Origin of the sequence: Actinomycetospora termitidis, from assembly GCF_030286555.1 — a bacterium.
GTDB classification, from domain to species: Bacteria; Actinomycetota; Actinomycetes; order Mycobacteriales; family Pseudonocardiaceae; genus Actinomycetospora; species Actinomycetospora termitidis.
On sequence record NZ_JASVWF010000003.1, the window covers coordinates 441,946 to 454,582 of the forward strand.

General features: G+C 73.4%; 14 protein-coding genes. 6 read left to right on the forward strand and 8 right to left on the reverse strand.

The window, feature by feature from the left end; genetic code table 11:
* Positions 1-131: 131 nt before the first annotated feature.
* The 5 genes from QRT03_RS15550 to QRT03_RS15570 all read left to right on the forward strand — a co-directional run bounded on the left by QRT03_RS15550 (position 132) and on the right by QRT03_RS15570 (position 4,574).
* Positions 132-641: a toxin-antitoxin system HicB family antitoxin gene (locus QRT03_RS15550; RefSeq protein ID WP_286053809.1), complete on the forward strand. Its 510-nt coding sequence runs from the start codon at positions 132-134 to the stop codon at positions 639-641.
* Between the two features lie 20 nt (positions 642-661).
* Positions 662-1,528 carry a DUF4097 family beta strand repeat-containing protein gene (locus QRT03_RS15555; protein WP_286053810.1) on the forward strand — a complete coding sequence of 289 codons (867 nt, stop codon included), beginning with the start codon at positions 662-664 and terminating at the stop codon, positions 1,526-1,528.
* Positions 1,525-2,445, forward strand: coding sequence for an ATP-binding cassette domain-containing protein (locus tag QRT03_RS15560; RefSeq protein WP_286053811.1), 921 nt, complete (start codon positions 1,525-1,527; stop codon positions 2,443-2,445). Before QRT03_RS15555 ends, QRT03_RS15560 begins: the two co-directional genes overlap by 4 nt.
* Entirely contained in the window at positions 2,442-3,212 is a 771-nt protein-coding gene (locus QRT03_RS15565; RefSeq protein WP_286053812.1) for an ABC transporter permease, read from the forward strand. Before QRT03_RS15560 ends, QRT03_RS15565 begins: the two co-directional genes overlap by 4 nt.
* A 66-nt stretch (positions 3,213-3,278) precedes the next feature.
* Complete coding sequence (locus QRT03_RS15570; RefSeq protein WP_286053813.1) at positions 3,279-4,574, forward strand: DUF222 domain-containing protein; 1,296 nt, start codon at positions 3,279-3,281, stop codon at positions 4,572-4,574.
* Here the strand turns inward: QRT03_RS15570 and add are convergent.
* The 4 genes from add to QRT03_RS15590 all read right to left on the reverse strand — a co-directional run bounded on the left by add (position 4,550) and on the right by QRT03_RS15590 (position 7,385).
* A complete protein-coding gene (add, locus tag QRT03_RS15575) occupies positions 4,550-5,530 on the reverse strand; it encodes an adenosine deaminase (protein WP_286053814.1) in 981 nt (326 codons plus the stop codon). The genes QRT03_RS15570 and add overlap by 25 nt on opposite strands.
* Entirely contained in the window at positions 5,527-5,886 is a 360-nt protein-coding gene (locus tag QRT03_RS15580; RefSeq protein ID WP_286053815.1) for a VOC family protein, read from the reverse strand. Before QRT03_RS15580 ends, add begins: the two co-directional genes overlap by 4 nt.
* A gap of 4 nt (positions 5,887-5,890) precedes the next feature.
* Positions 5,891-6,520, reverse strand: coding sequence for a maleylpyruvate isomerase family mycothiol-dependent enzyme (locus tag QRT03_RS15585; RefSeq protein ID WP_286053816.1), 630 nt, complete (start codon positions 6,518-6,520; stop codon positions 5,891-5,893).
* Between the two features lie 70 nt (positions 6,521-6,590).
* Positions 6,591-7,385, reverse strand: a complete 795-nt coding sequence (locus tag QRT03_RS15590; RefSeq protein ID WP_286053817.1) for an alpha/beta fold hydrolase — start codon at positions 7,383-7,385, stop codon at positions 6,591-6,593.
* Between the two features lie 70 nt (positions 7,386-7,455).
* Here QRT03_RS15590 and QRT03_RS15595 point away from each other — a divergent pair, with 70 nt between their 5' ends.
* Entirely contained in the window at positions 7,456-8,475 is a 1,020-nt protein-coding gene (locus tag QRT03_RS15595; RefSeq protein ID WP_286053818.1) for an LLM class flavin-dependent oxidoreductase, read from the forward strand.
* Between the two features lie 10 nt (positions 8,476-8,485).
* On the opposite strand, the gene QRT03_RS15600 is transcribed toward QRT03_RS15595, so the two are convergent.
* The 4 genes from QRT03_RS15600 to QRT03_RS15615 are packed head-to-tail and all read right to left on the reverse strand — an operon-like array spanning position 8,486 to position 12,552.
* Entirely contained in the window at positions 8,486-8,755 is a 270-nt protein-coding gene (locus QRT03_RS15600) for a hypothetical protein (RefSeq protein ID WP_286053819.1), read from the reverse strand.
* Positions 8,752-9,933, reverse strand: coding sequence for an FAD-dependent monooxygenase (locus tag QRT03_RS15605; RefSeq protein ID WP_286053820.1), 1,182 nt, complete (start codon positions 9,931-9,933; stop codon positions 8,752-8,754). The genes QRT03_RS15600 and QRT03_RS15605 overlap by 4 nt, the downstream gene beginning before the upstream one ends.
* Before the next feature lie 23 nt (positions 9,934-9,956).
* Entirely contained in the window at positions 9,957-11,603 is a 1,647-nt protein-coding gene (locus QRT03_RS15610; protein WP_286053821.1) for a flavin-containing monooxygenase, read from the reverse strand.
* A 22-nt stretch (positions 11,604-11,625) separates the two neighbouring features.
* Positions 11,626-12,552: an alpha/beta hydrolase gene (locus QRT03_RS15615; RefSeq protein WP_286053822.1), complete on the reverse strand. Its 927-nt coding sequence runs from the start codon at positions 12,550-12,552 to the stop codon at positions 11,626-11,628.
* Positions 12,553-12,637: the final 85 nt, after the last annotated feature.

The window sequence follows — 12,637 nt, forward strand, 5'->3', positions numbered from 1 at the left end:
CGGGTCGTGGGAGAGGGCGCCGCCGTCAGCGGCGGGTGCGGAGCCTCATCGACTGGATCAACACACCGTCGAGACTACGTGGTGCCGCAAGACGATTGCGCCTGAGCCATCATGGTGCCATTGTGGCTCACATGGACCTGTCCCCCTTCGTCGACCGTCTGGCCGACGAGCTCACGCTCGCCGCCGAGGCCGGCGGCGACGAGGCCCGCGCCGTAGCCGCACGGCTGTCCGCATCGCTCTCCTCCTCCGTGCGGCTGGTGCTGCTCGAGGCGCTCGCCGAGGCCGCCGACGAGATCACGCGCGACCTCGCCCCCGGCTCGGTGGAGGTCCGCCTGCGCGGGCGGGAGCCGGGCTTCGTCGTGAACCCGCCCGTGTCCGAGCCACCAGCGGCACCAGCCGGAGCCAGGACGGAGCCGGAGGTCGAGAGCACCCTCGAGCTCGACGCCGGCCCGACCACCCGGATCAACCTCCGCCTGCCCGATGCACTGAAGGCCCGGGTCGAGGAGGCCGCCGGCCGCGAGCACCTGTCCATCAACGCCTGGCTCGTCCGCGCCGCGTCCGGCGCCCTGGCCACGGGCGCCGGCGACGCGTCCCGAGCGCGGGGCCGCCGCGGGCAGAGCTTCACCGGATGGGTCCGATGACCCGGGACCAGGAGGGCCCCATGACCCACTACGACACCCCCGGCCCCGTCGAGCTGGCCCTGACCGCGGTCTCGGCGGACCTGACCGTCCGCGCCTCCGACCGCGAGGACACCGTGGTGGTCGTGACCCCGAGCGACCTCGGGAACGACGACGACCTCGCTGCCGCCGAGCGCACCCGGGTCGACCTGACCGGCACCACGCTGACGATCACCGGCGCCCGGCTGATGCGCCGCTTCAGCCCGACGAGCGGGGGCGGCAGCATCGACGTCACCGTCGACCTCCCTGCGGGGTCGGCCGTGAAGGCCGAGGCCCAGGTCCTGGACGTCCGCACCACCGGTCGCCTCGGCGCGTGCCGGGTCAAGACGTCCGTCGGGGCCCTCGCCCTGGACGTGGTCTCCGACGCCGAGCTGTCGACCACGGGGACGATGACGATCGGCCGCGTCGAGCACGACGCCACGCTCGCCGGCACCGGCCGCATCCAGGTCGGCCGGGTCGGTGGCCGGGTCGCCGTCACGAACAACAACGGTCCGACCGTGGTGGGCGGCGCCGGGGCCGTGGTCACCGCCCGGTCCGCGAACGGCGACATCACCGTCACCGATCCCGGCTCGGACGTGCAGGCCCGGACGGCCAACGGGGACGTCGTCGTCGACGGCATCGCGCGCGGCGAGGTCGACGTCGAGACCAGCAACGGCCGTGTGGAGCTCGCGCTGCGCCGCGGCAGCGCCGCCCACCTCGACGTCTCCACCCGCTTCGGACGCATCGACAACCGGCTCGACGAGGTCGCGGCGCCGGGCGACGCGGGCGAGACCGCCGCGGTCCGCGCCCGGACCTCGCTGGGCGACATCGTCCTGCGCCACGCGGACACCCCTGCCGAGGAGACCGTATGACCCCCGCCGTCCTCGTCCGCGGCCTGCGCAAGGCCTTCGACGACCACACCGTCCTGGAATCGCTCGACCTGGAGATCCGTCGCGGTGCGGTGTTCGCGCTGCTCGGCCCGAACGGGGCGGGCAAGACGACCACCGTCCGCATCCTCGCCACCCAGCTCCTTCCCGACGCCGGGTCGGTGCGGGTCGCCGGGCACGACCCGGCGTCGGAACCCGACGCCGTCCGCCGCGCCATCGGCGTGACGGGCCAGTTCGCCGCCGTCGACGACCTGTTCACGGGGCGCGAGAACCTGCAGCTGATGGCCGACCTCCACCACTTGGGGCGCTCCGGACGGGCCCGCGTGACGGAGCTGTTGCGCCGCTTCGACCTCGTCGACGCCGCGGGCCGCCCAGCGTCGACCTACTCGGGCGGGATGCGGCGCCGGCTCGACCTCGCGATGGGGCTGATGGGTCGACCGGAGATCCTGTTCCTCGACGAACCGACCACCGGGCTCGACCCGCGGACCCGCCGGGCGCTGTGGGACCTGGTCCGCGAACTCGCCGCGGACGGGGTCACCGTCCTGCTGACCACCCAGTACCTCGAGGAGGCCGACCAGCTCGCCGAGCGCGTCGCCGTCCTCGACGGCGGGCGGATCGTCGCCGAGGGGACGCCCGAGGAGCTCAAACGGCGGGTCGGGGGCGGGCACGTGCGGCTGCGCTTCGCCGATCCCGACGACGTGGCCCGGGCCGGATCCGTCCTCCCGGCCGCGGTGACCGACCCCGCCACGCTCTCCGTCCGCGTCCCCGGCGAGGGCTTCGGCGCCGTCCGCGAGGTGGTCGACGTCCTCGAGACGGCCGGCCTCGTCGCGGTCGACCTGTCGGTCCACACGCCCGATCTCGACGACGTCTTCCTCACCCTGACCGGAAAGGTCACGTCATGACCGCCGCCACCGCGCCCGTCGCCGACGTCTGGACGATGTCGCGCCGGCAGCTCCGCCGGATCCGCCGCTACCCCTCCCTCACCGTGATGCTCGTCGGGCTCCCGGTGGTCTTCCTCCTCCTCTTCGTGTTCGTGCTCGGCGGGACGCTGTCGGGCGGACTGGGAGGGTCGTCCTACGTCGACTACGTGGTGCCCGGCGTGCTCGCCATGACGGTCGCGAGCGTGGTGCAGGGCCCGATCATCTCCGTGGCCCAGGACATGAGCGAGGGCATCATCGCCCGGTTCCGCACCATGGCGATCTTCCGACCGTCGGTGCTCGCCGGGCACGTCCTGGGCGGGCTGCTGCAGGTCGTGCTCGGCGTCGTCGTGGTGCTCGGGGTGTCGGTAGCGATCGGGTTCCGCCCGGACGCCGGGCCCGCCGACTGGGCGGGCGTGCTCGGCCTGGTGATCGTGTTCGGTGCCGCCCTGACGTGGTTGGCCGTGGCCATGGGGCTGGCGGCCGACTCCGTGGAGACGGCGTCGAACGTCGGGCTGCCGCTCACGCTGCTGCCATTCCTGGGGTCGGGCTTCGTCCCGACCGACTCCATGCCCGGCTCGCTGCGCGTGTTCGCCGAGTACCAGCCCTTCACCCCGGTCACCGAGACGCTCCGCGGGCTCCTGCTCGCCGCGCCCGTGCCGACGTCGACGTGGCTCCTCGCCCTCGGATGGTGCGTGGTCATCGGCGTCGGCGGCTATCTCTGGGCGCGCCGGGGGTACGAGCGCCGCTAGGTCACCGGATGCCGCGTTGCTGTCGATGGCGACGTGATTGTCGGAGGATCGCGCTATCCTTCGAACATGAGTTCGGACGATGGTGGGGACGCGGTCAGCATGGAGCTGACCGCGCTGCTCACCCGCCTCGCCGAACTCGCCGACACCGCCACCGACCCGTCGCGCGGAATCACCGACGCCGCCCGGATCGACCGGATCGCGCTGCTCGAACAGACCCGCGCCGCGCTGGCCGCCGCCCAACACACCGAGATGGTCGCCTTCGCCAAAGCCCACATCGAAGTCCAGGCCGACCTGGTCGCCGCCCACGAACTCGACCCCCGCGATGTCGGCACAGGCATCGCCGACCAGATCGCGCTGGCCTGCCACGTCTCACCCACGGTCGGGTCCCGCCGGTTGGGGGTCGCCCAGGCGCTGGCCGACGACCTGCCGTGCACGCGGGCCCTGCTCGCGGCCGGTCGGGTCTCGGAGCGGGTCGCCGAGCTGGTGGTGTCCTGGACCAGCCACCTCGACCCCGACACCCGCCGACTCGTCGACAAGCAGATCGCCGCCTCCGGGATCGAGACCCAGAGCCGGTTCCAGGCCGAGGCCACCATCAAGCGGTTGGCCTATGAGGCCGACCCGGCCGGGTTCACCCAACGTGGGCGGACCGCCCGCACGCAGCGGCGGGTCACGCTGCGCCCCGCGCCGGACACCATGTCCGTGCTGTCGGGGTTGTTGCCGGTCGAGCAGGGCGTCGCCTGCATCACCGCGCTCCGCAAGCACGCGGACACGTTGATCGCCGGTCGGGACGCCGAGGGGCGCAGCCGGGACCAGATCGTGGCCGACACCCTGGTCGAGCGGATCACCGGGCAGGCCTTCGCCGAGGACGTCACCGTCGAGGTCGGGATCGTGCTCCCCCTCGACGCCCTCACCGACCCCGACAGCGACACCACCGGCGAGGTCGTCGGCTACGGGCCACTACCCGCCGGGATCGTCGCCGACCTGCTCAACAGCACCCAGGGCCGCAAGTGGTGGCGGCGGCTGTTCACCCACCCCCGCTCCGGACGCCTCGTCGGCGGTGACCCCCAACGGCGGCTGTTCGACGGGTTCCTCGCCACCCTGATCCACCACCGCGACCACGGCCGCTGCCGGGATCCGTACTGCGGAGCCCCCGCCCGACACACCGACCACATCCGCGGCAAGACCGCCGGGGGCCCGACCAGCCTCGGCAACGGCCGGCGTACCTGTGTGCGCGGCAACCAGGTCAAAGAGCTGCCCGGCTGGTCCACCGACCTCATCGACGACGGCCTCGGCGACCAGCCGCACACCGTGCAGACGACGACCCCCACCGGCCACACCTACACCAGCCGCGACGGACCATGAGCCGCCGCAGCACGCCACACCCGGACGCCGGCCCGTGCCGCGTCCCGCACCGCTGCGGGCGCGGCCGCCCCGGCGATCGAGGCGTGCGCGATCCCGGCGAGCTCGTCGTCGGACAGGCCGAGGTCCCGGGCGATCTCGTACTCCCGCGCGAGCGTCGTCGAGAAGAGCAGCGTGTCGTCGGCGTTGACGGAGCAGGGCACCCCGGCGCGCACGAGGGCGGGCAGCGGGTGGTCGGCGACCGACGGCGCGACACCGAGCGCGACGTTCGAGCTCACGGCCACGTCGAGGGCGATCCCGCGGTCGGCGAGCTCACGGACGAGCGTCGGGTCCTCGACCGCCCGCACGCCGTGCATCAACCGGTCGGGCCGCAGCACCCGGAGGTCCTCCCGGATCGACTCCGGCCCGCACAGCTCGCCGGCGTGCGGCACGACCAGCAGGCCGGCGTCGCGGGCGATCGCCGCCGCCCGCGCGAAGGGGGCGATCGGCTCGGTCTCGTCGCCGGCGATCCCGAGCGCGACCACCCCGCGGTCGGCCCATGCCGCCGCCAGCAGCGCCATCCGGTCCGGGTCGGCGGCGTCGCGCTCCCGGTCGATCCCGACGACGATCCCGGCCGCGGACCCCGCCGTCGTCACCGCGTCGCAGACGATCTCCATCGTCGCCTCGTCCGAGCCGGTGAGCGCCCGGTGCCGTCCCGACGGGGAGATGCTCACCTCGGTCCACACCGCCCCGTCGGCCGCCGAGTCCTCCACCAGTTCGACGACGAGTCGATGCAGGTCGTCGGGGCGGCGCAGCACCTCCTTCGTCGCCCGGTACGCGGCGACGAACCCGGGCCAGGTGTCGTACCGGGCGGGGAACTCCCGCATCCCGCCGAGCTCGACGTACGTCGACGGGCGGATCGAGCCCATGAGGTGGACGTGCAGGTGGGCCTTCGGCAGCGCACGCAGGTCCGCCGTCACAGCGGCTGCAGGAACTCGAGCCGGTTGCCGAACGGGTCGTGGGCGTAGAAGCGGCGGAAGCCCGGGAAGTCGGTGTCCCACGCGACGTCCCGACCGGTCGTCGCCACCCGTCGCGCCGCCTCGGCGATGTCGTCCACGACGAGGCCCGGGTGGGCCTTCCGCGCGGGGGCGAACGGCTCCTCCACCCCCAGGTGCAGCTCGACGCCGCCGCCCCGGAACCAGGCCCCACCCCGGGCGGCGAGGACCGGCGGCTTGTCGACCTCGATCATCCCGAGCGCCCCGACGAAGAACGTCCGGGCCTCGTCCTCCCGGCCGGCCGGCATGGCGAGCTGCACGTGGTGGATCGTCGCGAACACCCGGTCAGTATCGGGTCCGGGCCTCCTCGAGGCCCGGACCGTCGAGACGGTCCAGGCCGGCCACGCGACCGTTGAGCGCCAGGAGCATTCCCGACGCCGGGCCGCGCAGCTCGGGCCCGTCGCCCCGGGTCCACGCGCAGTCGGTGGCGACGAGCCGCAGCCCGGCGAAGCGCCTCGCCGCACCCACGAACGGGGCGGCCCAGGTGTGGTCCAGGCACGGTTCGACCCGCGCCGCGGGGACGTCCGTCGGGTGTCCGAGGGGCACTGCGATGTCCTGGCGGTGCACCAGCAGGTCGTTGAGCGGGTCCAGCGGGCCGGAGATCCGCAGCCGCCGGTCGACGTGCGCCATCTCCCGTAGCTGCGCGATCAGCTGGGCGGGGGTGAAGGACCGGGCGCGTTCCCGGGCCTCGTCCGCGAACGCGCGGTCGACGTCGCCCCGGGCCCGCAGCACCGCCCGGGCGACCCGGGGGACGCTCGTGCGGGTCGACATGGTCAGGTGCGCCACCACGTCGCGCACGGTCCATCCGGCGCACAACGACGGCGTGGCCCACTCGTCGTCGGTGAGGTCCTCCAACTCGTCGGCCAGGTCGAGCCGCTCCGCGGCGACGTCCTCGAGCATCTCCACGCGTGTCATGTCCGTACGACTCCCCCGCCCGCTCGGACTCATCGCGCCGCCCACACCCTTCCGTGGCAGCACCGCATCGTCACCGGAGGAGGGCCGCCACCAGCTGCCCCGGCGCGTCCTCCTGCAGCAGGTGCCCCGCACCCTCGATCCAGGTCAACGTCGAGTGCGGGATCCGCTCGTGCAGCCAGGTGCCGTACTCCGGCGGGAGGATGCGGTCCTCCGTGCCCCACAGCAGCGTCACGGGGACCTCGATCGAGCCGAGGAGGTGCTCGTAGGGCTCCGTGTCGGCCTGCGCGAGCTGGCGGTACTGCCGGTAGTAGGCCGCCTGCCCCTCCTCGCCGCGCCACGGGGCGAGGAACGCCTCCCGCACGCCCGGTCGGTAGCCACGGGCCGTGGCGTTGTCGAGGTGTGCCCCGACGAGCGCCTCGTGCGCGTACGGCGGGAGGGCGGCGAACACCTCGGGGTTCTCCCGCATCAGCGCGAACAGCCCACGCTCCCAGGCCCCACCGCTGACGGCGTCGAAGATCGTCAGGTCGCGGACGGCGAGGCCCTCCAGCAGGTGCGCGCGGAGCACGATCGAGCCGCCGATGTCGTTCGCCACCACCCGCGGCGCGTCCAGCCCCCAGTGCCCGACCAGCTCCGTGAACCGTCGGGCCTGCGCGGCGATCGAGAGGTCCTGGCCCTCCCGCTTCTCGGAGGCGCCGTACCCGAGGTGGTCGAACACGTGGACCGTGTGGCGGCCCGCCAGCGCCGGGGCGACGTCCCGCCACAGGTACGACGAGTACGGCGTGCCGTGGACGAGCACGATGGGCTCGCCCTCACCGAACCGCTCCCATCGGATCGTCCCGGCGTCGGTCTCGAACGTCCTCGACATCTCCATAGAGGCTTTATACCCCTTACTCGGCGCGAGGAATGCGCTCGTGCTTCATGTTGTTCCTTCAACCGTGAAGAAGATCGGGTTCCTCTCGTTCGGGCACTGGTCGCCGTCGTCGCACTCGATGGTGCGGTCGGCGCGGGACTCCCTGCTGCAGTCGATCGACCTGGCGGTCGCGGCCGAGGAGCTGGGCGCCGACGGCGCCTACTTCCGGGTGCACCACTTCGCCCAGCAGCTCGCCTCGCCGTTCCCGCTGCTGGCTGCCGCCGGCGCGCGGACCAGCCGCATCGAGCTGGGCACCGGGATCATCGACATGCGCTACGAGAACCCGCTCTACATGGCCGAGGACGCCGGCGCCGCCGACCTCATCGCGGGCGGACGACTGCAGCTCGGGATCAGCCGCGGCTCCCCCGAGCAGGTCATCGACGGCTACCGCTACTTCGGGTACGCGCCCACCGAGGGGCAGACCGACGCCGACATGGCGCGCGAGCACACGCGGATCTTCCTCGAGGCGCTGAAGGGCGAGGGCTTCGCGCAGCCGAACCCGCGGCCGATGTTCGCGAACCCGCCCGGGCTGCTGCGGATCGAGCCGTACTCGGAGGGGCTGCGCGAGCGCATCTGGTGGGGCGCGGGCAGCCGCGCGACGGCCGAGTGGGCCGGCGAGCAGGGCATGAACCTCATGAGCTCGACGCTGCTCACCGAGGACACCGGCGTGCCGTTCCACCGCCTGCAGGCCGAGCAGATCCAGCGCTATCGCGATGCCTGGACCGCAGCCGGGCACGCAGGGACACCCAGGGTGTCCGTCAGCCGCAGCGTCTTCCCGATCGTCTCCGACCTCGACAAGCAGCTGTTCTGGCGCGAGCGGCACTCGACCGACCAGGTCGGCCACCTCGACGGCGGCAACGCGCGGTTCGGGAAGACCTACGCCGGCGAGCCCGACAAGCTGATCGCCGAGCTCGCCGAGGACGAGGCGATCGCGGCCGCGGACACGCTGCTGCTCACGGTGCCGAACCAGCTCGGTGTGGACTACAACGCCCACGTCCTCGAGAGCGTGCTGACCCACCTCGCGCCGGAGCTCGGCTGGCGCTGACCCGGGACCGTCAGGAGCCGTAGGGCCCGACCTCGCCGGCCTGCACCCCGATCACGCGACACGGACGGTTCATCGCGTGCAGGGCGCGCTCCAGGACACGGCCGACCTCGTCCACCGCCGCCCGCGCGTCCTCCGCCGTCGTGCTGCCGGTGACCTCGAGGACCCCGAAGGGGACGGTCGGGACCCCGCCGACCTCCACGAGACGCTCGAGGAGGTCGGCGAGTCCGTCCTCGTCGAGCCGCGTGAGGTCGGTCATCAGGTGGACCCGGAACTTCGTCATGCGGGGAGTGTCCCGTAGTCCGGCAGCTCGACCCCGTTGATCGCCCGCTCGACGAGCGCGGTCAGCGCCTCCATGTCGGGCTCCGGCGGTGGCCCGACGTCCGGGTCGGGCGCCTGCAGACTCTCGACGTGCATCCGTCCGATCTCCTGGTTCGCCTCGACGAACGGGCGCATCCGCTCCTCGTAGCGGGCGAACCCGACCTCCGGGTCCCAGCCGGCGGCGGCCAGCTCCCCGGCCAGCAGGTACGCGCCGACCAGGGCGATCCCGGTCCCCTGCCCGGACATCGGCGACGCGCTGCACGCCGCGTCCCCCAGTAGGCCCACCCGGCCGCTCGACCAGCGGTCCATGACCACCTGGGCGACCTGGTCGAGGTAGAAGTCCGGGGTCTCGTCGAGGTGGGCGAGGATGCGCGGCGTCTCCCAGCCGAGGTCGGCGACCCGCTCGCGCAGCAGGCGCTTCTGCGCGTCGACGTCGCGGTGGTCGACGGCGAACTCTGCGGCCGGGAACGAGAACATGGCCATCGCCCGCGTGGCGTCCCGGATGGGACGCAGGAGCGCCGAGCGCCCGGACGCCTGGTCCTGGTACTCGAGCAGCCAGCGGTCCAGCCCGAACTCGTTGGGCACGCTGTAGAACGCCAGGACGAGCCCGAGGTGGCGCACGAACCGCTCGTGCGGCCCGAAGACCGAGGCGCGCAGCGCCGAGTGCAGCCCGTCCGCCCCGACCACCAGGTCGAAGCGCCGCCGGTTCCCGCCGGCGAAGGTCACGTCGACCCCGTCGGCGTCCTGGGTGAGCTCGGCGATCCGGTCCCCGAAGACGTACTCGACGCCGTCGCGGGTGGCGTCGAACAGCACCTGCGACAGGTCGCCGCGCAGGATCTCGATCTCGGCGATGTACCCGTCGCCGCCGTGGTCGTCCGCGCGGTGGGTCTCCAGCACGGTGCCGTCCGCGGCCACCGTGTGCGCACCCGCCGTCTCCGTGCGGGCGGCGCGGACGGGCGCATCCAGCCCCATGCGCCGGATGACCTCCCGGGTCACCCCGCGCGCGTCCACCGCCTGGCCGCCCGGCCGCAGCCCCGGCGCCCGCTCCACCACGGTCACCTCGGCGCCCCACCGGTGCAGCCAGTGCGCCAGCGCGGGCCCCGCGATGCTCGCCCCGGTGACCAGCACCCTCGTCGTCATGGCGCGGATCGTAGGGCCGCCGCTCAGGCCGGGGCCGGAACCGCCCGCGGCGTCGAGAACGCGAAGCCCGGGTAGCCGCGGGCGGCGAGGTCGTCGCAGTGCTCCCGGTAGGCCCCGACCCCGCCGATGTAGGCCATGAAGCGCCGCGGTTTCCCGGGCACGTTGGAGCCCATGTACCAGGAGTTCGCCTGCGGGTAGAGCGTCGCCTCGCCGACGACGCGGACGTGCTCGGTCCACTCGGTCTCGGCCTCGGGCGTCGACTCGACCACCGTCTCGCCGCGATCGTGCGCGTAGGCGAGGCAGTCGGCGACGAAGTCCACGTGCTGCTCGATCGACACCATCATGTTCGAGAGCACCGACGGGCTGCCCGGCCCGGTGATCATCCACAGGTTCGGGAACCCAGCCACCTGCAGCCCCAGGTTCGTCGTCGGCCCGTCGGCCCACCGCTCGCGCAGCGTCGCGCCGTCCCGGCCGACGACGTCGATCGCGAGCAGCGCCCCGGTCATGGCGTCGAACCCGGTGGCGAACACGAGGTCGTCCACCTCGTACTCGCGCTCCGAGGTGCGCACCCCCCGTGGCGTGATCTCGGCCAGCGGCGTCGCCTTCAGGTCCACCAGGTGCACGTGGTCGCGGTTGTAGGTCGCGTAGTAGTTCGTGTCCAGGCAGGGCCGTTTGGTGCCGAACGGGTGGTCGCGGGGCGAGAGCGTCTCGGCGACCTGCGGGTCGGTCACGGTCTCGCGGATCTTGCGCCGGACGAACTCCGCGGCGGTGTCGTTGGCCGCACGGTCGACGATCGTGTCGGTGTAGGAGCTGAGCAGCCCGACGAGGTTGACGCCCCACGCCGCCTCGTAGCGCGCGTCGCGCTCGGCGTCGGACACCTCGAGCGCGGACTGCGTCGCCGCCTCCACCGGCACCCCGAAGCCGGAGGTCCGCGCCGCCTGCCGGTGCTCGCGGTAGGTCCGCTTGCGCTCGGCCTGGTCCGCCGGGTCCAGCGGCCGGTTCGACGCCGGCATGGAGAAGTTCGGGGTGCGCTGGAAGACCGTCAGCTCGGCGGCCTCCTCGGCGATCATCGGGATCGTCTGGATGCCCGACGACCCGGTACCGATGACGGCGACGCGGCGGCCGGTGAAGTCCACCTTCTCGTGGGGCCAGTGCCCGGTGTGGAAGGTCCGCCCCGCGAACGAGTCGGTCCCCGGCACCTCCGGGGTCTTCGCCATCGACAGGCAGCCGGTGGCCATGACGAGCTGCTCGGCGTCGTAGGCGTCCCCGGCGTCGGTGGTGACGTGCCAGCGTCCGCGGGCGTCGTCCCAGTGCGCGGCGGTCACCGAGGTGGAGAGCCGGACCCCGTCGCGCAGCCCGAAGCGGTCGGCGACGTGCTCGACGTAGCGGAGGATCTCCGGCTGCGTCGGGTACTTCTCGGTCCACTCCCACTCCTGCTCGAGCTCGGTGGAGAACGAGTACGAGTACTCCAGGCTCTCCACGTCGCAGCGGGCGCCCGGGTAGCGGTTCCAGTACCAGGTGCCGCCGACGCCGTCGCCGGCCTCGACGACGACGGTGTCGAGCCCCAGGCCGCGCAGCCGGTGGAGCATGTACAACCCGGCGAGGCCGGCGCCGACGACGAGGGCGTCGACGGTGGTCACGGTCGCGGGGCGGGGGGACGGGACGGACATGGGCCCACCTTTCGCGGGAGGTTCAGGCGGTCACGGCGCTGAGGTGGCGGTCGATCTCGCCGACCACGAAGTCCATGCCGACGGCCGCGCCGGGCAGCACGCCGACCATCGTGAAGAAGCCGTGCATCTGACCCGGGACGAGCAGCCGGGTCACCTCGACCCCGGCCTCGGCGAGCCGGTCGGCGTAGGCGACGCCCTCGTCGAGCAACGGGTCGTGCGGGGCGTGCAGCACCGCCGCCGGCGGGAGGCCGGCGAGGTCGGGCGCGTGCAGCGGCGAGGCGTCCGGGTCGGACCGGACCGCCGCGTCGGGGGCGTAGTGGTCCCAGAACCAGATCATGCTGTCCCGGTTGACCAGCAGTTGGTTCTCCGGGTCGACGTAGGACGGGCGGTCGACGTCGGCGTCGGTGACGGGGTAGACGAGCACCTGCGCGGCCAGGGCCGGGCCACCGGCGTCACGGGCGCGGCGCGCGACGATCGCGGACAGGTTGCCGCCCGCGGAGTCACCCGCCACCACCAGCGGCACCCGGGCGCCGGCGAGCTCGTCGAGGTGGGCGTCCACCCAACCCAGCGCGGCCCACGCGTCCTCGACCGCGGTCGGGTAGCGGTGCTCGGGTGCGAGGCGGTAGTCGACGAGCACCACGACGCAGCCGGTCCGGTTCGCGAGGACCCGACCGAGGTGGTCGAACTCGTCGAGGGCACCGATCACCCAGCCGCCGCCGTGGAAGTAGACGACCACTCCGCGCGCCGCGCCCTCCGGGGTGATCACCCGGACCGGCACCGGCGCGTCGGCGGGCTCCTCGACCCGGGCCACCGCCGGACCCGGCCCGTACATCTCGGCGAGCGCCGGACCGAGCCCGCGGGCCTGCTCGGGGGTCATCTCCTGGATCGGCGGCATCCCGCTCGCGGCGAGCTGCGCCACCAGGTCCGAGGTCGCGTCGTCGAGGGCCACCGGCCACACCACCCGTCGTCGTCGAACGAGTACCAAACGATCGGTAGGCTATCGCCCGCGTGGTCCTGATCACAACGGGCGGCGG